This window comes from Campylobacter sp. B0100352/1, assembly GCF_020135855.1.
Classification (GTDB): Bacteria; Campylobacterota; Campylobacteria; order Campylobacterales; family Campylobacteraceae; genus Campylobacter_D; species Campylobacter_D taeniopygiae.
On record NZ_JACHTP010000012.1, the window covers coordinates 22,343 to 45,099 of the forward strand.

General features: G+C 29.4%; 20 protein-coding genes and 2 tRNA genes. 6 read left to right on the plus strand and 16 right to left on the minus strand.

Annotation, left to right across the window (positions count from 1 at the left end; all coding sequences use genetic code 11):
* Nucleotides 1–62 precede the first annotated feature (62 nt).
* Nucleotides 63–911 (plus strand): bifunctional methylenetetrahydrofolate dehydrogenase/methenyltetrahydrofolate cyclohydrolase FolD, encoded by an 849-nt coding sequence (gene folD, locus H2279_RS04735; protein WP_337195782.1) that lies wholly within the window; start codon nucleotides 63–65, stop codon nucleotides 909–911.
* An 8-nt stretch (nucleotides 912–919) separates the two neighbouring features.
* Entirely contained in the window at nucleotides 920–1,771 is an 852-nt protein-coding gene (lepB, locus tag H2279_RS04740) for a signal peptidase I (RefSeq protein WP_337195783.1), read from the plus strand.
* Between the two features lie 100 nt (nucleotides 1,772–1,871).
* Here lepB and H2279_RS04745 read toward each other — a convergent pair whose 3' ends face one another.
* The 9 genes from H2279_RS04745 to H2279_RS04785 form a co-directional block, all read right to left on the minus strand.
* Nucleotides 1,872–2,087 carry a hypothetical protein gene (locus H2279_RS04745; RefSeq protein WP_337195784.1) on the minus strand — a complete coding sequence of 72 codons (216 nt, stop codon included), beginning with the start codon at nucleotides 2,085–2,087 and terminating at the stop codon, nucleotides 1,872–1,874.
* A gap of 752 nt (nucleotides 2,088–2,839) precedes the next feature.
* A tRNA-Gly gene (locus tag H2279_RS04750) sits at nucleotides 2,840–2,914 on the minus strand.
* Between the two features lie 45 nt (nucleotides 2,915–2,959).
* Nucleotides 2,960–4,126 (minus strand): molybdopterin molybdotransferase MoeA, encoded by a 1,167-nt coding sequence (locus tag H2279_RS04755; protein ID WP_337195785.1) that lies wholly within the window; start codon nucleotides 4,124–4,126, stop codon nucleotides 2,960–2,962.
* Nucleotides 4,123–5,379: a UDP-N-acetylglucosamine 1-carboxyvinyltransferase gene (gene murA, locus H2279_RS04760; protein ID WP_337195786.1), complete on the minus strand. Its 1,257-nt coding sequence runs from the start codon at nucleotides 5,377–5,379 to the stop codon at nucleotides 4,123–4,125. The genes H2279_RS04755 and murA overlap by 4 nt, the downstream gene beginning before the upstream one ends.
* Nucleotides 5,380–5,435: 56 nt before the next feature.
* A complete protein-coding gene (gene fspA, locus H2279_RS04765; RefSeq protein WP_337195787.1) occupies nucleotides 5,436–5,831 on the minus strand; it encodes a flagellum-secreted nonflagellar protein FspA in 396 nt (131 codons plus the stop codon).
* Nucleotides 5,832–5,897: 66 nt separating this feature from the next.
* Nucleotides 5,898–6,467 (minus strand): anthranilate synthase component II, encoded by a 570-nt coding sequence (locus H2279_RS04770; protein ID WP_337195788.1) that lies wholly within the window; start codon nucleotides 6,465–6,467, stop codon nucleotides 5,898–5,900.
* Nucleotides 6,464–8,239 carry a bifunctional chorismate-binding protein/class IV aminotransferase gene (locus tag H2279_RS04775; protein WP_337195789.1) on the minus strand — a complete coding sequence of 592 codons (1,776 nt, stop codon included), beginning with the start codon at nucleotides 8,237–8,239 and terminating at the stop codon, nucleotides 6,464–6,466. The genes H2279_RS04770 and H2279_RS04775 overlap by 4 nt, the downstream gene beginning before the upstream one ends.
* On the minus strand, nucleotides 8,229–9,293 hold the full coding sequence (locus tag H2279_RS04780) for a tyrosine-type recombinase/integrase (RefSeq protein ID WP_337195790.1): 1,065 nt from the start codon (nucleotides 9,291–9,293) through the stop codon (nucleotides 8,229–8,231). The genes H2279_RS04775 and H2279_RS04780 overlap by 11 nt, the downstream gene beginning before the upstream one ends.
* A gap of 474 nt (nucleotides 9,294–9,767) precedes the next feature.
* Nucleotides 9,768–10,757, minus strand: coding sequence for a c-type cytochrome (locus H2279_RS04785; RefSeq protein ID WP_137623630.1), 990 nt, complete (start codon nucleotides 10,755–10,757; stop codon nucleotides 9,768–9,770).
* Nucleotides 10,758–10,926: 169 nt separating this feature from the next.
* On the opposite strand from H2279_RS04785, the gene H2279_RS04790 reads away from it, so the two are divergent.
* Nucleotides 10,927–11,067, plus strand: coding sequence for a hypothetical protein (locus H2279_RS04790; protein ID WP_337195791.1), 141 nt, complete (start codon nucleotides 10,927–10,929; stop codon nucleotides 11,065–11,067).
* Here the strand turns inward: H2279_RS04790 and H2279_RS04795 are convergent.
* From H2279_RS04795 to H2279_RS04815, 5 genes are read right to left on the minus strand one after another with little or no spacing between them, the layout of a single operon-like run.
* Nucleotides 11,055–11,687 (minus strand): hypothetical protein, encoded by a 633-nt coding sequence (locus tag H2279_RS04795; protein ID WP_337195792.1) that lies wholly within the window; start codon nucleotides 11,685–11,687, stop codon nucleotides 11,055–11,057. The genes H2279_RS04790 and H2279_RS04795 overlap by 13 nt on opposite strands.
* Complete coding sequence (locus H2279_RS04800; protein ID WP_137623628.1) at nucleotides 11,684–11,920, minus strand: hypothetical protein; 237 nt, start codon at nucleotides 11,918–11,920, stop codon at nucleotides 11,684–11,686. Before H2279_RS04800 ends, H2279_RS04795 begins: the two co-directional genes overlap by 4 nt.
* Nucleotides 11,895–12,953 carry a DHH family phosphoesterase gene (locus tag H2279_RS04805; protein ID WP_337195793.1) on the minus strand — a complete coding sequence of 353 codons (1,059 nt, stop codon included), beginning with the start codon at nucleotides 12,951–12,953 and terminating at the stop codon, nucleotides 11,895–11,897. The genes H2279_RS04800 and H2279_RS04805 overlap by 26 nt, the downstream gene beginning before the upstream one ends.
* 8 nt (nucleotides 12,954–12,961) lie before the next feature.
* Complete coding sequence (flhA, locus tag H2279_RS04810; RefSeq protein ID WP_137623626.1) at nucleotides 12,962–15,136, minus strand: flagellar biosynthesis protein FlhA; 2,175 nt, start codon at nucleotides 15,134–15,136, stop codon at nucleotides 12,962–12,964.
* Entirely contained in the window at nucleotides 15,137–15,535 is a 399-nt protein-coding gene (locus H2279_RS04815) for an Rrf2 family transcriptional regulator (RefSeq protein WP_337195794.1), read from the minus strand.
* Nucleotides 15,536–15,684: 149 nt separating this feature from the next.
* Here H2279_RS04815 and rpsO point away from each other — a divergent pair, with 149 nt between their 5' ends.
* Nucleotides 15,685–15,957, plus strand: coding sequence for a 30S ribosomal protein S15 (gene rpsO, locus H2279_RS04820; protein ID WP_137623624.1), 273 nt, complete (start codon nucleotides 15,685–15,687; stop codon nucleotides 15,955–15,957).
* A gap of 29 nt (nucleotides 15,958–15,986) precedes the next feature.
* On the opposite strand, the gene H2279_RS04825 is transcribed toward rpsO, so the two are convergent.
* Both H2279_RS04825 and flgL read right to left on the minus strand, forming a co-directional pair.
* Nucleotides 15,987–18,950, minus strand: coding sequence for an FtsK/SpoIIIE family DNA translocase (locus H2279_RS04825; protein WP_337195795.1), 2,964 nt, complete (start codon nucleotides 18,948–18,950; stop codon nucleotides 15,987–15,989).
* A gap of 108 nt (nucleotides 18,951–19,058) precedes the next feature.
* Nucleotides 19,059–21,308, minus strand: a complete 2,250-nt coding sequence (gene flgL, locus H2279_RS04830) for a flagellar hook-associated protein FlgL (protein WP_337195796.1) — start codon at nucleotides 21,306–21,308, stop codon at nucleotides 19,059–19,061.
* Between the two features lie 172 nt (nucleotides 21,309–21,480).
* On the opposite strand from flgL, the gene H2279_RS04835 reads away from it, so the two are divergent.
* Together H2279_RS04835 and H2279_RS04840 are read left to right on the plus strand one after the other, a co-directional pair.
* Nucleotides 21,481–21,567 (plus strand) — tRNA-Leu (locus H2279_RS04835).
* A gap of 182 nt (nucleotides 21,568–21,749) precedes the next feature.
* Nucleotides 21,750–22,499 (plus strand): ADP-ribosyltransferase, encoded by a 750-nt coding sequence (locus tag H2279_RS04840; protein ID WP_337195797.1) that lies wholly within the window; start codon nucleotides 21,750–21,752, stop codon nucleotides 22,497–22,499.
* The last annotated feature ends 258 nt before the right edge of the window (nucleotides 22,500–22,757 follow it).

Here is a 22,757-nt window from a genome sequence, read left to right on the forward strand (position 1 = left end):
GAAATTTTAATATGATACAATTTTTACTTTAAAAAAGTAATAAAATTTTATAAAGGAAAGTAATGATTTTACTTGATGGTAAAGCCTTAAGTTTAAAAATCAAAGAAGAGCTTAAAGAAAAAAATCAAATGCTTAAGGAACAGGGTATGCAAACTTGTCTTGCTGTGATTTTGGTTGGCAATAATCCTGCAAGTCAAACTTATGTTAATTCCAAAGCTAAAGCTTGTGAAGCATGTGGAATTAAATCTTTAGTGTATCATCTTGATGAAAATACAACCCAAAATGAACTTTTAGCACTCATTAATACTTTAAATTACGATGATAGTGTGCATGGAATTTTAGTGCAGCTACCTTTACCAAGTCATATTAATAAAAATTTAATTTTAGAAAGTATCATAAGCAGTAAAGATGTAGATGGTTTTCATCCTATCAATGTAGGATATTTAAATTTAGGCTTAGAAAGTGGATTTGTACCTTGCACTCCGCTTGGGGTTATGAGGCTTTTAAAATCTTATGAAATCAATTTAGAAGGCTTAGATGTTGTCATCATAGGAGAATCAAATATAGTCGGACGCCCTATGGCTACGATGTTTTTAAATGCTGGTGCGACGGTGAGTATTTGTCATATTAAAACAAAAGATTTAAAAATATACACTCAAAAAGCTGATTTAATTGTGGTAGCGGCTGGGTGTGTGAATTTGTTACATTCTGATATGGTAAAAGAGGGGGTGATTGTTGTAGATGTTGGGATCAATCGCCTTGATGATGGTAGAATAGTAGGTGATGTTGATTTTGAAAATGTTTCAAAAAAAGCAAGTTTTATTACCCCAGTTCCTGGAGGAGTTGGGCCAATGACTATTGCTATGCTTTTAGAAAATACGGTAAGATCGGCTAAAAATAGATTAAAATAGGAAAATTCATGATTTTTTTTAAAAAACTTTATAGATTTTGTCAGTCTTGGACTGGGACGGTTGTTATTGTTCTTTTAGTTATGTTTTTCTTTATGCAAGCTTTTGTAATTCCTAGTGGTTCTATGAAAAATACCTTATTGATACATGATTTTTTATTTGTTAAAAAATTCAGTTATGGTATCCCAACTCCGCATATTCCTTGGTTAGAAATTCCTGTTTTGCCAGATTTTAATAAAAATGGTCATTTAATCGCAGGATCGGGACCAAAAAGAGGGGATATAGTGGTTTTTAGATATCCTAGAGATACAAAACAGCATTTTGTCAAACGTTGCGTTGGAGTAGGGGGAGATAAGATAGTTTATGCAAATAAAACCCTTTATGTAAGAATGCATGAGGGCGATGAATTTATGCGCGCTCATTATCCTAAAGATTTGGCTAAACTTGGCGGGGAAATTTATGTTAAAGAGCCTTATAAAGAAAAAGGGATTCATTATAATCCAAAAAAAGATATAGAAAGTGATATATCGGTACATTTTAATATAGGTGATTTTGCTATGTCGCCAACTTATTTTAAAGAACTTGGAGATCAGATAGGTTTTAATGGCGGAAATGCTTACGTTTTTGAAGTTCCTAAAGATGAATATTTCATGATGGGAGACAATAGAGACTATTCTTATGATAGTCGTTTTTGGGGGAGTGTTCCTTACAAATTTATAGAAGGGGAGCCTTGGTTTGTGTATTTTTCTTGGGATGATAATAAAGGTATTGTTAGATGGGAAAGAATAGGAAGAAGTGTTGAAACTTTGGAAAATAACGATGCGTATATTCATGACTATGATGAAAATGACACTTTAGGCTAAAACAGTAATTGAAAATTTCTTTAGAAATTTTCAATACCTTTCAATACTCTGCAATAAAAATTCAAAATTTATAAAAATATTTTTTATCTTTAAAACGTTTTTAGTTTTGAGTGTAAATATTTAAATGTTTAGATAATTTTTCTAAATTATCGCTACAACAGAAACTAAAATCGCACTTACCTTTTCCAAAAATTTCATTGTATCTTTTTATTTTGTTTTCAATATCGCTTTTAGTATTGATAACGTATATTTTATAATCATTTTTATTTGAATATAAGGCATTTTGAAAAAGATAAACAATGGATAAATCAGTCATAGGGAATGAAAATCCTTTTAGCATTTTTTATCAATTTTCTCATTTGCTTGTAATTTTATAAAAAATTTGCTTATTTTATTTTGTCTTTTCAAGATAAGACGTTTCACCTCTTAAAACATCCCCTCTTGTTTTAAAAGGTAATAGAGTTGTAAGATAAGTTAAAAGTTGCTCTAAATTATTCTTCATTTTCATATAAAATCATTATCTATAAAGTATTTTGATAATTCAGAAAGGGTAGGGTAAGAGTTAATTAAAGATTTTGAAAATCCAGCGCCAAAAAGAAAATACCATTGCTATATTGTATAAAAATCCTTTTTTTGATTAGCATTATATCATACTCTCTGTCTTTAATTTAAAAGTAGTTTTTTGTGTTATTTTCACTCATTATCAATATTAAAATAAAAAAATATTGCTTTAAAATTAATAAAATTTATTTATTTAAATTATAAAAAAAATTAATTTTATAATTTTAATTATTTTTTAGTATAATTTCAATTATCTTTAAATAAGATAAAATATTTAAAGATATGAACATCTTTCAAAGAGTAAGTTTAAAGCTAAATTAGTTTCCTTGACTTCATCTTTCACTCTTTTAGCTTTAGATTAATCATTCTAAATTAAAGTTTGGTTTTTTAGCAATATTGTTTTTTAGCAATATTGCTAATTCTTTATTTAAAATAAATCATATTCTTTTAATTGTTTAAAATAGGGTATAGAATAAATTGTATTAAATTTTTAAGAAAGAATCAAAGTGGAGCGGGAAACGAGATTCGAACTCGCGACCCCAACCTTGGCAAGGTTGTGCTCTACCCCTGAGCTATTCCCGCAAGTAAAAGCGAAATTGTAATAAATTTTTTATTCTTTGTCAAGAATTAGAGCTTTAAAAGCTGTATTTGATCTCCTTTTTGATAAATTTCTACATCCTCTTCGCTTATGAGTAAGAATTCGCTACTAATTAAAGGCAGTATCATGCCTGATCCAAATTGATTGTTATTAAAAGGCATGAAAAATTCATCTTCTAAATTTCCTAAAATGAAATTATTTCTTCCTTTTTTAATTTTTAGATCAACACCCATTTTAGCACTAATCTTAAAAGATTTATGAGAAGTATTGCAAAGCAAATCAATAATTTTTTTAGCAAAAATAAAACAAGAAAGATAAGCCGCCATAGGATTTCCTGGTAAAACTAAGGCTAATTGTTTATCTTTTTTATAAAGTTTGCTAGGACGAGCAGGGCGCGCTTTTACACCCTTGAAAATAGCCTTATAGTTTAACTCATCAAAAGCTTTTTTTAAAAAATCAGCTTCACCCACACTTGCACCACCAGAAGTAATTAAAAGATCAAAATTTGTTTTAAAAAGGGTATCTTTAACTATGTTAAAATCATCTTTTACGATTCCAAGATATTGAATTTCACAATGCTCTAGCATAGTCATTAGTGGCAATGCATTGGCATTGTAAATGTTTTCTTCATCGCAAATTTGCCAAGGTTCTTTAAGTTCATTGCCACTTGAAAAAATGCCTACGCGAATTTTTCTTACAACTTCAATTTTATAAATTCCTTGAGAGGCAAGTAGGGCAATATGTCTTGAATTTAACTTCGTGCCTTTTTTGAGTAAAAATTCACCTTTTTTTAATTCTTCACCCTTTAAACGTCTTGCGTTAAACTGCTTAGGAATTTTTTTGATAATAAGCTTGCCATTTTCTAAATGCTCATCCTCGATCATTAAAATCGTATCAGCATTTTTTGGCATTTTTGCTCCAGTCATAATCTTATAGCATTCATTTTTGCCAATTTCATAAGTTTGATTATCTCCTGCAAAGATAGTGCCTTTTATGCTTAAAGCTTCTTTTAAATCCGCATAATTAAAAGCATAGCCATCTAATGCCGCATTATCAAAACTGGGTAAATTTTTTTGCGCATAAAGATCCTCTGCTAGGATGCGATTTTGTGCATTTTCTAGACTGATAATTTCAATTTCTTCTAAAGGCGTGATTTCTTTTTCTAAATCTTTTAAGGTTTCAAAAAGATTTTTCATTCCTCAAGCCTTGTGATTTTAGCTCCTAAAGCTTTAAATTTATCTTCTAAATTTTCATAACCTCTATCTAAGTGATAAATTCGGTGCACTCTGCTTGTACCTTTAGCAGCAAGAGCAGCAAGTATGAGAGCTGAAGAAGCGCGTAAATCCGTAGCCATAACATCAGCTGCATTGAGTTCTTTTCCACCTACTATGGTTGCAATATGCCCGTTAAGTTTAATATCTGCTCCCATCCTTAAAAGCTCACTTACGTGCATAAAACGATTTTCAAAAAGTCTTTCATCGATGATGCTTGTTCCTTCTGCTTTTAAAGCTAAAGCCATAAATTGCGCTTGCATATCGGTTGGAAAACCTGGATATTCACTGGTTAAAATTTCTATAGGTTCTATTTTTTTAGCTGGAAATAGGGTGATATTGTTATTTTCTATTAGGGTTTTAAAACCCATTTGATCGAGTTTTGCTAAAACAGCTCCTAGGTGTTCTGCATTGACTTTTTTAAGTTTGATTTGTGAATTGGTGATGGCCCCTGCGCAAAGATAAGTTCCCGCTTCGATTCTATCAGGAATTACGCTAAATTCTTTAAAATTTAAAAGCTCGCCATCTGTGCCATAAATTTCAAGTTCATTGCTTCCTATACCTTTAATATCAAGTCCCGCATCGGCTAATGCTTCACAAAGTTGCACGACTTCTGGCTCTTTAGCTACATTTAAAAGCTTAGTTTTTCCTTTGGCTAAAGCTGCGGCCATAATGATATTTTCACTGCCTGTAACGGTGATCTTATCAAAAAGAATTTCAGCCCCTTTAAGCTTGCCATTTGCGATCACATAACCTTGCTTGATCTCTATATTTGCTCCCATTTTTTCTAAAGCACTTAAATGCAAATCAATAGGTCTTTGACCTATCGCGCAACCTCCTGGCAATGAAACCTCGCAATGCCCAAAACGTGAAAGCAGTGGGCCTAGTGTGAGTATAGAAGCGCGCATTTTACGCACGATATCATATTTGGCAATGGTTTGATTAAGTGTGGTTGTGTTTATAATTGCAGTATTGTTTTCAAAATTTGTTTTTGCGCCTAAATTTTCAAGCAAGGATATTAAGGTTTTAATATCTGCTACATTAGGAACATTGGACATTTTAACTTCATTTTTAGCAAGTATAGTGGAAGCGATTAAGGGTAGGGCGGCATTTTTAGCACCGCTGATTTGAACTTCACCTTGTAAAGAATCAACACCTTCAATTTCTAAAAAAGTCATATTTTTCCTTAAAAATTAAAATGCCTTATTATAGCATTCTTAAACTTTTGGAAAAATTATTTATTTTGCTGATTTTGAAGCTCTTGAATTTGTGCTTGGATAGTTGAAGATTGACTGATTAAAGTTGAGACTTGACTTTGCAAACTTGCAAGTTGATTTTTATCAGCATTGGCCATTTTTCCTGTAAGTTCAGCTATTTTTGCTTGTATTTGGGCTAATTTTTGCATTAATTGCGCAAGCTTATCAGTGCTATCACCTTGAGAATTGCTTTCATTATTTTTAGCATTTATTTCTTTATTTGATTTTTCTTTTGCTTCTTTGGAAATAGTGACTTCAACAGCGGAATTTGATTTTTGATTTTCTTTTACTTCTTCTTTTGTTTGACTATTTTCTTTATCCGAATTTATTTTAGTGTATTGATTTAAGCCGCTTAAAGCATTATTGATTTGCATAATTTTTCCTAATAAATTTTTACATCTTAAATATCGTCATTTTTTTAATATTTTTTATATTTAAAATCAATGAATTTTCATAAAATTACGGAGTATTTTTTTACCTTGTTGGCTTAAAATGGCTTCAGGATGAAATTGAACCCCGTAAATATCGTATTTTTTATGCTTAATCGCCATAATAACACCTTGAGAATTTTTGGCTAAAATTTTACATTTTTTAGGCATTTTGCTTATGTGCAAAGAATGATATAAACAAATTTTAATATCTTTTTTTATGCCTTTAAAAAGTGGATCTTTTTTAAAAATAAGGGTTGAAGTTTTACCATGGGTTGGATTTTCCATTTTGCTAACTTCACCCTTAAAGACTTTGGCTATACATTGATGCCCTAGGCAAATTCCTAAAATTTTTTTACTTTTTTTAAAGTATTTTATAGCTTTAAGGCTTAGTTTTGATTCTTTAGGAGAATTTGGACCTGGGGAGATGATTAGATGAGTAAAATCAAATCGGCTTAAATCTTTTACTTTTTTAAATTCGTCATTTTTAATAACTTTGCATTGATATCCTAATTCTTTTAAATAAAAAATAATGGTATAGCTAAAAGAATCGTAATTATCTATAAATAAAATTTTTTTCATTGTAAATGAACCTTTTTTAAGCCTCTAACAGAATTAATGCAATAAATTTCATCCGCCTCTATCAAATCTTTTTCATAAAGATTTTTTTCTTGCACATAGCCTAATTGCACTAAAAAAGAGCGATAAATTCCATTTAATAAGCCGCTATTTAAAGGTGGCGTATAAAATTTGCCATTTTTATTTATAAGTATATTACTTCTTGATCCTTCGCAAAGTTCATTTTTTTCATTGAAAAACGCTATGTCATAGCATGAATTATTTTTCCACAATGAAGCCTTATCTTCGTATAATTTTCTTATAGAACTTTTATGATATAAAAAATCACTTTTTGAATTTAATTTTTCCTTGCTTAAAAATAGGGTATTGTTTGTGTTATCTTTTATATGATGATAAGAAATATGATAATTTCCATTTTTTTCTAAAGTAAGTTTCACAATGGCTTGTTTGTGTTTAGTTTCAAGTTTGCTAGTATAAAATAAATTATGCTCTTTCAAAAAAAGCTTTTTATTTAGTTTGTGGATACTTAGGTTTAAAAACTCATTTGCATCGGCTTTTTCTTGTAATATTTGACTAAATTCTTTAAGTAAAATTTGAGTGTTAAAATCAAATTTTATAGCCGAATTTAAAAGCCTTTGTAGGTGTTGTTTGAAAAACAGAATTTTGCCATTTTTATAATACATGGTTTCAAAAAGAAAAAAATCTTTAGGCATTAAAAATTTAGCCTTTAATTTTAACTCATCAAATTCATCATTTAAATTAGAATCCCAAACCAAACCACCGCCTACGCTGTATTGATAATTTTCTCTTTTTTCTAAAGTGCGTATTGCAACGCTAAATTTGCTTTTATTTTTATGTATAAGTCCTATCGAACCACAATAAATTCCACGTTCTCTTTTTTCAAGATTTTCGATGAGTTTTATGGTTTCAATTTTAGGAGCACCGGTGATTGATCCACAAGGAAAAAGAGCTTTGAAAATTTTATAAAAATCAATATTTTTCTTTAAAGAGCCCTTGATTGTAGAAGTCATTTGGTGCAAAGTAGGGTAACTTTGTATCTTAAAAAGTTTTACTTTCATACTTTGTTTTTTAATAAGCTTAGAAAGATCATTCCTTAAAAGATCAGCAATCATCACATTTTCGCTTAAGTTTTTAATATCATTTTTTAAAAAAAGTTTATTTTCCTTATCTTTTTTTGGATCTTTATCTCGTTTGATTGTTCCTTTCATAGGTTTTGTGATGATTGTATTATTTTTAGTTTTGAAAAATAATTCCGGAGAAAAAGATAAAATTTCTCGATTTTCATCTTTAATATAAGCTTTAAATTGTGTATTTTGTCTTTTTAATAAAAGATTAAATAAATCAAAGCCATCAAGTAAAGTGTCAAAATGAAAATTTTGAGTGAGATTGACTTGATAGCTTTGACCTTTGGCAATCGCTTCTTTAACTTTTAAAAAATTTTCTTTATAGTTTTGAAAATTAAGCCCATCATAAAAAGAGGGTAAAAATCTATCCTCTTCAATAGAAAAAACAGAAAATTCCCTCCTTTTTTTGTAAGCAAAAAACACCAAATAAGCCTCTTTGCTTTTAAAATTATCATCATATAAATATTTATAAAATTCATAATCAACAAGGACTATAAAATAAAATTTTTCTTTATGTTTTTTAGCAAAATTGAAATATTTTTTGCTTTGTTTTTGATTGCAAGCTCTTAAAATGTATTTTAGATCATAATACAAATACTTTCCAAAAACTGCAAAATTTTCAGCGCTCACTGATCTCCTTTGCAACTTGTGCAGCAAGTTTTAATTTGTCGTTATCAAAATGAGTATAAATTCTTGAGGTATTTAAGCTCGCATGTCCTAAGGCTTCTTGCACTAAAACTAAATCTTTTTGTTTTTTATAAAGCAAAGTGGCAAAAGTATGACGCAGCATGTGTGCTCCATTTTTTTGTTTGCGAATTCCTGCGCGAAATAAAAGTTGCTCAACGATGCGACTAACGTAAGATTGGGTTAGGGGAGTGCCTTTTTTATTGACAAAAAGCAAGGTATCTTTGCTCATATAGTTTATTTGGACATTTTTAAGCAAATGCTCTATGAGTTCTTTTTTAATCATAACAATACGGTATTTATTACCTTTTGATCTTATTCTTATAAGATAAAGATCGTTTTCTTCGCTAATATCGCCCATTTTTATGTTGATAGCTTCACTGACTCGAATTCCTGTAAAAATGATGATTTTGATAATGAGTTGATTGCGTATAGTATTGCTTTTAAAATCAGCATTTTCTATAGCATCAAGAAATTTTTTAACTTCTTCTTCGCTCATAAATTCGGGCAGTTTAACACCTTTAGAACCTGTAATTCCTGCCCAATTTTTAAGATTAATATCAAAGATATGAGATTTACCATCTTCTTCATTTTGTTTATCTAAAAAATCAAAAAAATTAATCACAGCAATTCTGTGATTTTTTTTACTTGCATCAGATAAAGATCCCGTAATACTGGCTAAAATTTCAACGATTAGCTCTTCATCGATTTGTTTTAAGGAATGGAGTTTGTAAAATTTCAAATATTCAAAAAGCTTTTTTAAAGGATTAAAATAGGTATTAACTCCGCTTAAACCTATATTTCTTGCTTTTTTTGCTAAAGCATCTAATTCTTCTATATTTGAAATGCCTTTGGTAAGCGCAAAATTGATTTTAGCTAAAATTTCTGGATTTTTGAGTTCTTTATTTGAAAGAGAATTGAGTTTAAATTTTACATATTTGGCCAACCAAAATAAAAAAGATTTTTCAAAACTTTCTTCACAATCTAAAGGATATTTCATTTTTATTTTCCCAATTTTATTTTAAAAGAATATTTTAGCATCAACTTAGTAAAAAAAAGCTTTTTATGAGTCAAAAAACTTTTTAGACTAAAAAATATAAAATACTTAAAAAAGTATGATAAAAGGTAAAAATACATATTAAATTCTAATTTTGTATTGAAAACTATAATTTTCAAACTTTTTTATTTTTATGGAAATAAAGCGTTTATTTATGCTTTAAAGTATGGATATTTCATATTTTAAATACTTTACCTTTTGTAGGTTTCTAATTTATCCATAAAATTTATTGTATAAATTTATTGATTTTTATTTGTATTTTGAAAACTAAATTTTAGCTTTATTATTTTTTAGTTTTAATACTCTATTGCGAATTTTTGAAAATTATTTTTTACAATTTAAAGAAAAAGATTGTAATGAAATTTTAGAAAGAAAATTAAGAAAGTTAAAGGCAAGAAAATTTCTTGCCTTAGAGAATTATTTTTTTAACATTGGTTTATAAGGTCCATAACGATGTTGTGTTGTAGAAAAACTATCATCATAAGGTCCAACATCCATATCCAAAGGTTTTACTTTTCTATCAGGAAAATCTTGATCTCTATGTGATTTTACAGGACGAGATTGAGAATTCATATAAGCAGCTACATCATAAGATTCTTCAAGAGTTAAGTTAGGATCACCTTGAGGCATATTTTCTTTAATGTAAGAAGCTGCTTTGATTAAGCGATACATTCCTGCTCCTGTATTATAACTATCTTTTCCCCATAATGGCGGATAAATGTAGTAGGCTCCTTTGGTATCTTCATTTTTTAAACCTTGGCCATTTTCTTGGTGGCAAACTGCACATTTATCCATATAGATTTTTTTACCTTTTTTTGGATCAGCTGCTCTTGTGAGATAATCTATTTTTTTAAGGCTTTGACCTTCGATCTTAGCTCCCACTGGAACACCTTGAGATAGCCATTGCATATAAGTAAGCATTGCTTTCATTTCTGGAGAATTTTCAGGCATACGTTTGCCATTCATAGATCTTTCGTAACAACCATTGATTCTATCTGCTAGAGTGATCACTTTATCCGCTCTTGCATTATATTGTGGAAATCTTCCCCAAATTCCTACAAAACCTGCTTGATTTGGAACACTTCCAGCCGCTGCGTGACAGCTAGAGCAAGATAGATTGTTTCCTGCAAATCTTTTTTTTGGATCTTTTGCTTGAGGTCCAGTGTATTTGCTAGTTTCATTAAGAATTTTGTTACCAAAAATTACCATTTGGGCGTATTTAGAATCTTTTGGCATTTTGCTCTCATCGATCGTACCATCTTCATTTAATGCCTTAGGTAAAACCCATTTAGCTTTAGGTAAGTCAATACCTGTAGCACTTTTGGTTTTTTCTAATTTTTGATCAAGTGCAAATGCACAACTTCCAAATAACATTAATGCCAAAGCTACTGAAATTTTCTTTTTCATAAGCTTTTCTCCTTTTTAGAAAATTAAATCACAATTAATTATATAATTTTGGTTAATAAAAGTCAATGAAAATTAAAAAAGGATTAATCGTTAAATTTTTAATAAAAAACTAAAGTAATTTAAAATAAAATACATATTTGCAATATTTTATATAAGGTTTAATTTTCAAATGAAAAATTTAAGCATTCAAGAAAAAAGAGATTTAGATACTTGTGTTTTTCAAACTCTAGGACAAAATAATTTTTCCGATAAAATCAGTTTTTTTAAAAAAATATTTTTAAAAATTAAACTATTTTTTTATTCTAAATAATACCAATTAAAATCTTTTGCTGTATAGGAAATATCTTTAAAATCTGGAGATTCTATAAAGAATTTACATTTTTTATCTAAATTTTCTATACCATAGACTTTCATGGCCATTTTAGAATTATGTTTTAAAAGTTCTATACCAACACACGCTTGGTTATTGACTTTATAAAGTAAGGTTCCGCCCTCTTTTGGATCCATATTTAAAATATCTAAATTTGGATTTTTACTCATGTCGTCTTTATTTTGACTAAAACTATAATGCAATTTATAATAAATCATAATATCTTGCATAGCATTTTTTAAATCCCATGTTATTTGTTGGATCACTTTTCCATCATTTTTATATAAAGTTAGAAAATCGTGATTTAAAAAATCATTAAAATTAGAATCTTTGTCTAAATTTTTGCAAGAATTGTAAGTTTTTAAAATTTGCACTTGATTAGATTTGATTAAAAGATCTAAACATTCTTTATTGTTTTTATAAAAATGGACTATTTTTGCATTTTCAACTTTAACATTTTTATCAGAAGTTTTTTTATAAGCAAAATCACTCAAATTTTCATAAATATTGGCATAGCTTAAAGAATATAAGCTTAAAACTATCGTAGCTATTTTTTTCATAGAAATAAATCCTTATGTTTGTTTTTTAAAAATTCCACAACTTCTAAAATTTCATCAACGCCCTCTTTTTGAGAATCTTTTAATACTAAATCTATATTATCTATATACGCCTCAATAGCTGATTCTAATTTCTCTCTTTTAACTCCAGCATATAAAAGCATAGCCTCTAAAACAATGCTTAATTCATATTGCAAATCTTCTAACTCTTCATTTAAGTTCTTTTGCTTGGACATCTTTGCTTTCCTTTTTTAATTCTTTGCTTTTGATAAGATCAAGAATTTGAGCTTTGATATAAGGGTAATTCGAGCTATCTTTATAAGCTGAAAATAAGCCACCGCTTGCATTTTTATGCCCTCCTCCACCAACTAATTTTTTAGCCATTAGACTAACGTCTATTTTACCATTTGCTCTAAAACTTAGCGTTTTTCTTGAACTTACATCAATAAAAAAATCATAGTCTGGATTTTTGATTAAAAAATCATTACCAATGATGGAAGTATTTCCTATATTAACAGTTAAAATTCCCTTATGGCCTCCGTATTCTATGCTAAATTCATCTTTTAACTCCCCTAGTTTTTCAACAACAAAACTAGAAATTAAATTAGCAAGTGTATCATCATAATTTCTCATAAAAAAATCTTTTTTTATAAAGTGTATAGCATTTTCAAGCAAAATATGAGAATTTTCTTTTCCTATAAATTTAATAGCTCTTTCAAAAAGAAAAAATATATAATAAACCTGTATTTCTTTAAACATCACTCGATTGATTTCTTTAGCATTAGCAACTAAGCCTAAAAAAACTTTTCCAAGCTCAAAATTTTCATCCGCGTTTAACCAAATATCTACAGCATTAACTACATCAACAAAATGTGAAAGTTCTAAATCTGTATGGCAAATTTTAGAGAAAAAATCATAAGTGATTTTAGTAGCTGATCTTTTTGAGTCCAACAAATACCAAGGATATTTTTTTGCACACTCTTCCCCACTTTGATGGTGATCAAGTAAAAAAATCTTAATCTTTTTTTCTTGACATATTTTGTCAAATTCTTCGCATTGTGAAAGGCTTAAATTTAAATCTGTGATTAAAATAATTGCTTTTTCAAAATTTTCATCTTTTTCAATATCGCTTAAAATAGCATTAAAATTATCATTGATTTCTTTTCCATAGTTTGAATTGTAAAATTTCACATTCTTAAAATAAAAATGAGTGATAAATTGACAAGCATAACCATCAAGATCTGTATGTGAAAGATGATAAATTTTCATTATTTTCCTTAAAGTTCTATCTTAATAATACCTTCTGTATTGAAATTGGTATTTTCAGCAATTTCAGCAAAGCTTAGCACAACAATGTTAATATTAAAGTTATAACAAATATCGGCAATAAATTTTCTAAGTTGCGGCTCAACACAAAGTATGAAAGGTTTGATACGACCATTAGAAACTGCAGCCACTTCGGCTCTTAAAGTATCGACTAAAACGCCAGTTTGTGCTACACTTAAAGGTAAATGATAACTACCGTCTCTAAATTGGACATTTTCCATTAAAATCGCCGAACTAGCAGAATCTAAAATAAAAATATCTAAATTTCCTTTATCATCTAAATACATATTTGTAATCATTCTTGCTAACGACGCTCTTACATGCTCTATAATCATGTCAAAACTTTTACTCACTTCGGCAATATCGCTAACTGACTCTAAAATAGTAAGCATATCTTTAATTGGAATATGATACTTGAGTAAATCTTTTAAAATCTTTTGAATAAGACTTACAGGTGCCACACTTAAAGCACCTTCAACTATAATAGGATAATCGTTTTTAACCTTATCTAAAAGGTTTTGCACTTCTTGACGTGTTAAAAGCTCACTTGCATGTGATTTAATAAGTTCACTCATGTGAGTTGAAATCACACTAGCAGGATCGATCACTATATAACCATTAAGAGTTGCTTCATCTTTTAAATTCGCATCAATCCAAAGTGCATCGGAATTAAAAGCAGGTTCTTTGGTGGCTATACCCTCAATTTCTTCGGTGATAAATCCACTATCCATAGCTAAATATTTATCCGGATAAATTTCAGCACTCGCTATGGAAACTCCTTTTAATTTAAAGCTGTATTCATTAGGCTTAAGTCTTAAATTGTCACGAATTCTTATTTTTGGCATTAAAAATCCTAAGCTTTCTGCGATACTTCTTCTCATGGATCTAATTCTTTCAGTCAATTCGCTTTCAGCTAATTTTATAAGTCCATATCCAAGTTCAAGTTCTAAAATTTCAACCTTAAGAATATCATTAATTTTATGCTCTTCTTCTTTTAAAATTTCTTCTTCGCTTTTCTTAGCAGGAACTGCAGCATTTGGTGCAGCTGCTCCACCACTAGCTGCAGCACTCGGCTTAGTCTTTTTAGCTGCCATGATTTCAATTTTACCCTCTTTTACTTGTTTGGTTAAAAATCCTAAACCTAAAAAGACTAAAGACATAAATCCTAAAGATAAGTGAGGCAAACCTGGTACTAAAGCAAAAATAAACAAAACAAAACCTACGATTAATAAGGTTCTGTATTCACTTAAAAGCTGATTTAAAGTTCCTTCTGCAAAATTATCCTCATCTTTACTTGCGCGAGTAATAATAATAGCCGTAGCTGTAGAAGTTATGAGGCCAGGAATTTGAGATACAAGTCCATCACCTATAGTAAGTATAGTATAGGTTGAAGCAGCTGTGGATAATGGCATATCGTGTTGAAAAGAGCCGATTAAAAAGCCTCCGATAATATTGATAATTGTGATAATAATACCAGCAACTGCATCACCTTTGATAAATTTACTCGAACCATCCATCGCGCCATAAAAATTCGCTTCAGCTATGATTTCTTGACGTCTTGCACGCGCTGTTTGTTCATCAATAAGACCGGCATTTAAATCCGCATCAATAGCCATTTGCTTACCAGGCATTGCATCAAGTGTAAATCTTGCTTGCACTTCAGAAACCCTAGTGCTACCTTTGGTTACAACCATAAAGTTAATCAAAACAAGGATGCAAAATACGATTACTCCGATAACCATATTTCCACCAACCACAAATTCACCAAAAGAAGCGATGATCTCACTTACAACTTCAGGTCCATTTTGTCCCTCGCTCAAGATCATACGCGTTGTGGCGATATTTAATGAAAGTCTAAAAAGCGTTATGATTAAGATTAAAGTCGGAAAGGTGGTTAAATCGGTTGGTTTTGGAATATAAATAGAAATAAGGATAATCAAAACCGATAAGGCAATACTCAAAGCTAAAAAAAAGTCCAAAATAGGACTTGGCAAAGGAACGATAATAATAGCTAAAATACAAACTATAAAACCAACTATAGTGAGACTTTTAGCCTTTAAAACCGGTCCTATTAAAGGTCCTAAAAAAGGAAAAACAAGATCAAATATTTTATTTTTTTTTGCCATTTATTTTTTTATAATATCCGCTAAGGTTATAGAGCTTAAAAATCCATCTATTCTATCTTGTAGTTCTATAAGCATGGGCATAAGAGTGCAATTTTTCTCTTTATTGTCAGGACATACCCCACCACTACATTCAAAAACATTGACTTCTTTTTTTTCTACGCTATTTATAATTTCTTTGATGTTATATTCCTTAGGATCTTTTGCTAAAGTAAAGCCCCCTTTTGTACCTTTGAAAGAATTAAGCAAATTATCCCTAGCTAAGGTTTGCAAAATTTTAGCTAAAAAACTTTTTGGAATATTAAGCTCAGTGGATAGAAAATCTACATCTTGAGGTTTTTCTTTTTGAGCAATGTAAATTAAAGAAAGTAAAGCATATTCGCTTGCTTTGGTAAATAGCACAAATTTCTCCTTAGAATATATAGTTTTTAATTATAATAAAATTTTCTTAGAAAATGGCTTAAAAATTTAAATAAAAGTTATTTCAGTTTATTTTTGGTTTTTATTTGATAAAATCACGGTTTTTAAATTATACCAATCAGGAGGTCAATATGGCTTTAGATTCGGCTAAAAAAGCAGAAATTGTTGCGAAATTCGCTAGAAAACCAGGTGATACTGGTTCAACAGAAGTTCAAGTAGCTCTTTTAACTGCAAGAATTGCAGAGCTTACAGAACATTTAAAAATCTACAAAAAAGATTTTTCTTCAAGATTAGGACTTTTAAAACTAGTTGGACAAAGAAAAAGACTTTTAAGTTATCTTAAAAGAAAAGATTATAATTCTTATTCTAAATTAATCAATGAATTAAATCTTAGAGATAAATAATTTTTATAATATCCTTTATTTAAAGGATATTATAAAATCTGTCTTTTACCTTTAGAATCAGGCTCGCTTAAAAATCCCTCTTTTGTTAATCTTTCTATTATGTTTGCAGAACGATTATAGCCTATATTTAATCTTCTTTGTATATAAGAAATACTTGTTTTTTGATCTTCTAGAATGATTCTTTTTGCATCTTCATAAAGCTCATCTACTTCGTTATCATCTGAAAAAGTATCATTTACTAAAGATGAATTTTTAGAATCTTGCAAGAAATTTTCATCATAGCAAACTTCTTCTTGATCTTTTAAGAAATCTACAATTTTTTCTATTTCAAATTCACTTGCAAATGGGGCGTGTAATCTCACAATAGAACTTGTTCCAGGAGGGGTAAATAAACAATCCCCTCTTCCTAGCAAGCTTTCAGCTCCCATAGTATCCAAAATAACTTTAGAGTCTATTTTCTGCCCTACTTTATAAGAAATTCTACTTGGTAAATTTGCTTTGATAAGACCAGTTACCACGTCCACGGAAGGGCGTTGAGTAGCAACAATTAGATGAATTCCGCTTGCTCTTGCCATTTGTGCAAGACGCCCTATGTAAAATTCTACATCTTTACCTGCAGTCATCATCAAATCAGCCAATTCATCGATAATAACAACGATAAAAGGTAATTCCTCGCCGCCTATTTCTTTCATTTTTTCATTGTAATTTTCTATATTTTTAGTTTTTGCATCCGCCATTAATCTATAGCGTCTTTCCATTTCCGCAACCATATTAGAAAGAGCATTAACCGCTTTTTTAGGATCTGTAATGACAGGGGTTAAAAGATGTGGGATGTCATTGTAAATACTAAATTCAAGCATTTTTGGATCGATCATCATTAAACGTAAAGTTTTTGGAGAATTGCGATATAAAAGGCTTAAAAGCATAGAATTAATCCCTACGCTTTTTCCACTTCCAGTTGTCCCTGCTATTAACAAATGAGGTAATTTTTTAAGATCAGTCACAAAAGCATTACCTACAATATCTTTTCCTAAAGCTATAGTTAAAGGGCTTTTAGAGTTTTTAAATACTTCGCTTTCTAAAATTTCACGCAAATAAATCGTTTGAATTTCTTCATTTGGAACTTCAATTCCCACTACATCTTTTCCAGGAATTGGAGCTTGAATGCGTATAGATTTTGCCATTAAAGCCATGGTTAAATCATCTTGTAAATTTAAAATTCTACTCACTTTTACATCGGCGCTTGGGCGAAATTCAAAGGTAGTCACTACAGGCCCAACATAGGTTCTAGTAACATCACCCCCTATTTTAAAACGGCGTAATTTTTCAAGTAAATTGTAAATTTTTTTATCAATTTCAAGCTCATTAACATCATATTTATGCTGCGAAAAATTAGCTAAAAAATCAAGCGGTGGCAATTTAAAATCTTTTGGCTTTTCCATCTCTCCTTGTTCTATTTCTTTTAAAAGCGCTTTATTGAGTTCGATTTCTTTTGCTAAAATAGCCCTTTGTTTAATAATTTCCTCTTCTTTGTTTTCACTTTTAATTTCTTCTTTAAATTCATTGTTATCTTGTTCACTAATTGCTTCAAAGGCTTTTTGAGTTTCTTCTTTTGTTTCTTCTTGGAGTTTAATAACAGGAATTGGCTCGATATAAGGACGATCTAATTCTTCAACTACGGGCATAAAATCATCAGTATTTTCATTCATGCTTTCTATTTCTTTAGGTTTAAAGTTCTCTTCACTAAAATCTAAAATTTCAGGCTCTTCAAAATTTGCATGATATTGCATAGTTGGTTGATCAGCTTCTATTATTTCTTCTTTTGTTACAGGCTCTTCAAAGACTTCTTTAGGCTTAATCACTTCTTGTTTTATTGTAAGATCTTGAGTTGTTTCTTCAAAATTGTATTTATTACCTTCTATGATATTGTTTAAATCTAGTTCTAATTTATCATTTTTTTCTAATTCTTGAATTTCTTCTTTTACTTTATTTTCAAGTATTTCATTTTGGTAAGCTTTGTATTCTTGCTCTAATTTTGCTTTTTGTATTAAATCTTCTCTTTGTTCTAATTCTTTGGTGAAAATTTTTGGTTTTATTTCTTGTTTTGGTAGTGAAATTTCTATATTTTTTCTTTTATAGCTTGGCTCATCCAAATTTCTACCCGTGGTATCTATTTGCTTAATTTCTTCAAGTTTTTTAGGTTTTAAAAAACGTTTTGGGATCATATCTACCTCTTCTTTTAAAATAAAATTAAATTCTTCATCAAGACTTATACTACTTCTACTAGCCTTTTGTGCAAAATTTCTAACCTGTTGAGAATTTTCATAAACAAAACTTTTTGCCTCTTTTAAACTTTCTTTATCAATTTCTACTTTTTCATCTAAAATTTGATTTTTTAATTTTTCAAAATTTTCTTTAGCTGTTGTGATAGAATTTTTACTTGCATTAATATTATTGATTTTTACCAATTCTTCAACTTCGCTTAAAGTATTAACTGGATGTTTTTGCTTAACTTCGATAATTGGAGCTTGTGGTTCTGATTTTCCTATATCATCCTTATCGCTATCTCCGCCAAAAACTCTCATTAAAAGTGTTTTTAAAGCATGTTCTAATTTAAGTAAAATAGTAAAATTTAACTCTATTTTTAAAAGTTCTTTTGCAAATTTTGGAAAGAGTAAAATCAAAGAAAAAACAAAAAGTAAAAGTGCAAAAATACCGCTTCCAACATGCCCTAAAAGAGTAGAAAAAACAGTATAAACGAATTCTAAAATATAGCCATAACCTCTATAAAGCACAGAAAAAAGTAAGAGTATCGAAAAAAAAGCAAAACCTATACCAAAAAGTTCTTGACGTGAAAAATTTTCTATTTTATAGCTTCTTTTGTAGTAAAAATAATTTAAAATAAATAAGAAAAAAGGATAATAATATCCAAATTCCCCAAATAAAAATAAATTTATTTTATAAATCCAACTCCCCATGCTAGGAGTTAGCATACAAAGACATAAATAAAAAATACCAAAAGTAGAAATAGTAAAAATGGCTTCTTTTTTGATGTTTTTTCCTTAAAAAATATTTTTTAAAGAAGCCATTATAGCATAATTTTACATATAATTTAATAAACTAAGTTGAGATATAGTAGTGCTTGCTTTAAGGGAAGCTTGGTATGCAAGTTGGGTTTGCATTAAATTCATCATCGCTTCGCCATAATCAACGTCAATAACATTTGTTTTAATGCTTTGCACATTTACACTTAAAAAACTCACTCGGGTATTTACCCCATCTATGATATTGTGATAAGCACCCATAGTTGTATTAAGTTTGCTTACATGATCAGCCAAGTGATCAAGCCTTTCTAAAGCGCCTTGCATTCCTGTATTTCTAGGATCGGCTGAATTTCCATCTGCTCTCATATTGCCACTTAAAACTGCATCGATCATAGTATCAAGATCTTTTATAAGATCTACATTTGGTTCATCTATAGTTAAAGCATTGTTTGCGCTAAAGCTAAAATTTGGGCCACTTTGAATTTGTGCTGTTTCGCTATAAGGAGGTACTGGAAAATGACCACTTTGAGAATCGCTTAAAGAAATTCCTATGTTCGTTCCTGAAGAAAGTTTATCTGTAACGCTAATACGTCCTTTGTAATCCATACTAACATCTACAGTTGCTTGAGAATCTTTTATGAGTTGTTGGATATTGTCATAACCTGTAGCATCCACTTTGTTATTTGTTGCATCAATGGTTTGAGTAGGCACTTTATCAGAGGCAAACATACCGATGATATTATTAATTTGCCCATAAGTTATTTCATCTGAAGGAGTTACTACCCCGCTATTTCCTGTCGTAGGATCGGTATGCATGATAGGAAAACTTATATCTTGTCCAGCCGCATTTTTAAATTTTACAGTTGAATTGCCTAAATCTATAGTCACATCATAAGTATTTCCACCTTTGGAATTAACTTTTAAATTTAAGGTGGTACCATTTAGACTATCTCCTGCCATCACCTCGCTAAGCTTGGTTGAATCTGTTGCATAAGCATTACTTCCCTTGATAACTTGAGAAACATTGCCATAAACAGTGTTGCCATCTTTTTCAAAATAAACATTATCATAGTCTGCACCGTTGGCTTTATTACCATCTGAATCAGTCATATTGCTTTTAATGAAATCGGTTTGGGCTAGACTGAAGGTAAATTCTTGTTCTTTTCCATCTTTTCCTATTAGCTTGATGGTAACTGGATTAGTTGGATTAGTGATATCACCATTTTGTATAGCAGCCTTCATGACTTCGTTGGTAATATCTTCCATTTTAAGATCATTTTCTTTGGCAAATTCCAGCATACCTTTAAAATCTTCAGTTTTTTCCATTTGCGGAGTATAGGCTACGGCATGAAAGTCTAATTTATTATTACCTTGTTTTAAATCTGTAATTTGAATTTGACCGCTATTGTTGATGCTTACTTCTACAACTTTATTGTTAGGAGTGTTGCCATAAAGTGCACCGATTTGCTCTAATACATCTTCTATTTTATCATCTGGTTTTACCAAAACCGCACTTTTAAAGCTTGTGCCATCTGGTTTAGTTCCTTGAACATAAAGTGTCGAAGGTGGAAAGTCAAGCTTTTTATCTTTATCTTCAAAATCATTATATGGATCTAATTTTCCATCTTTTACATAATTTTGTCCGATAAGCTGTTTCCAAGCAGAATCTCCATTTAAATATTCTTGTTTATCCTTGTCTGCCTCGGTATAGCGATTATCCTTAAAGCTGATATTGGTGGTAATTTGCTTTTTATAGTCTCCATCGGCTTTGAAAAAGAGATCCCAACCAGGGATATTGTAAGGACTTTCAGTTCCTGAACCAGTTACAACATTGATATTATTTTTATCACCATAATAATTACCATTAGAATCAAAAGGTTTGTTCGCAACTTGAGAACCGGCAAAAAGATATTGACCATTGACGCTAGTATTTGCAAGTTGCAGAATGCTTTCTTTGATACGTTGCAATTCTTTTGCTATCGCTTCTCTTGATGTTTGAGAATTACTATCACTAGCTGCTTGAGTAACTTTAACTTTAAAATCTTCTAAAAGCTTAACCATATCTTGCAAGGCTTTCATGCTATTTTCGGTTAATTCTTTAGCAGAACTCGTTGCTTGTTTAACCTGCTCTAGCGTTTTTAACTCATATTCTAAACGAGTATTGTCTATATAGGTGCTTGCATCTTCGTAAGAATTTTGAATTTTCAATCCTGAAGCAAGTTGTTGAGAGATCTTATATAAGGCACTTTGCCCACCCATTGAAGTGCTAACAGAATTGGTGAAATTTAATTTATTTGTAATTCTCATTTTTTTCCTTAAAAAATTAATAAACTAGAATCTTTTGTCAATATTGCTACAATTTATAAGCAATAAGTGTTCCAAAAAATCAATTCTTATATTTTTTTAAATATTTTTTTATCAAAACCTTTATTTTAAATTGTTTTTTAGCTAAAAGAAATATAATTATAGTTTTAATTAAGCCCGAGTGGTGAAACTGGTAGACGCGCCAGACTCAAAATCTGGTAAGGGCAACCTTGTGTCGGTTCGAGTCCGACCTCGGGCACCATTTTATCATAACTTCTTAATTTCATACTTACAATATAAAAAATGAAATTTTCTATCTTGTTTAATCTAGATTCGATATCAGTCATTTCTATTTCAAAAATAAAAGTTATCATATTAAGAGCTTTATAATATTGAATAATTTTCCGATATTTATAAGGAAATATTTATTAAAAGGAGTATTTAATGAAAAATATTATTTTTTTACTTTTATTTTTAGGTTTTCAATTATCTTTAATGGCTGATGAAGAAAGCTATAAAAAATTTAAAACTGGTAGAGAAGCTGTAAATTGGTGGATACAATTATATGGAAATAATATTTTATCCAAAGAAGAAAGAGATATAGTTTATCAATATACTTATGGTGATTTTGTAGTGATCAATGAAAAATTAAGAAATGGAGAAGGACTTTATTCTTTAAATGAAAAACAAAAGGATATGGTGAAAAAACTTGACAAAGCTTTAAGAAAAACAATCATATTTGAAAATTTAATTGTTTATCGCTATGAAAATTTAAGTTTTATATTTAGACTTTTAGATCAAGGTTATTTTTCAAAAATTTATAAAAATGGAAAATTTACAGATCAAGCCAAAACTTATCTGGAGTTAATCAGTCATAAAAAATATAGAGACTATGGTTTTATGTCTACTACGGCAATTAGAAATAGTGTATTTCAGTCAAGGCCGGTTGAACTTGTTATAAAAGTTCCAAAATTTTCAGATACACTTTTTGTCTCTTTAAAAGGACTTGCTGCATTTGAAACTCAATATGAATTACTTTTTCCAAGAAATAGAGTTTTAACCATAGAAAGTTATGAAATATCTCCAGATAAAAAAAGACTGACAATTTATGTTAAAATGACAGGTCCTTGTTATATAAATCAACCTTGTGAGATTGAAAAAGTAGATAATTTAAAACAACCATCAGAATTTTAGTTAAATGAGATAAATTCTCATTTAACTTGATGGTATCTGATTTTTTGAAAATTTGAATCGCTTTTATATTGTTTTATTTCTCTTAATTTAATATAAAATAAGCAAATTCTTTATCTTCAAATAGCAATTATTTATGTTTATTTATTGCCCTCTTTTTAAAATTATTACTTTTTATCTTAGCTGGATTAAAATTATTTTTATAAATTTATATCTTTAAATATTTTTAGATAAAATACAATCACATCCATAAAAATTTTT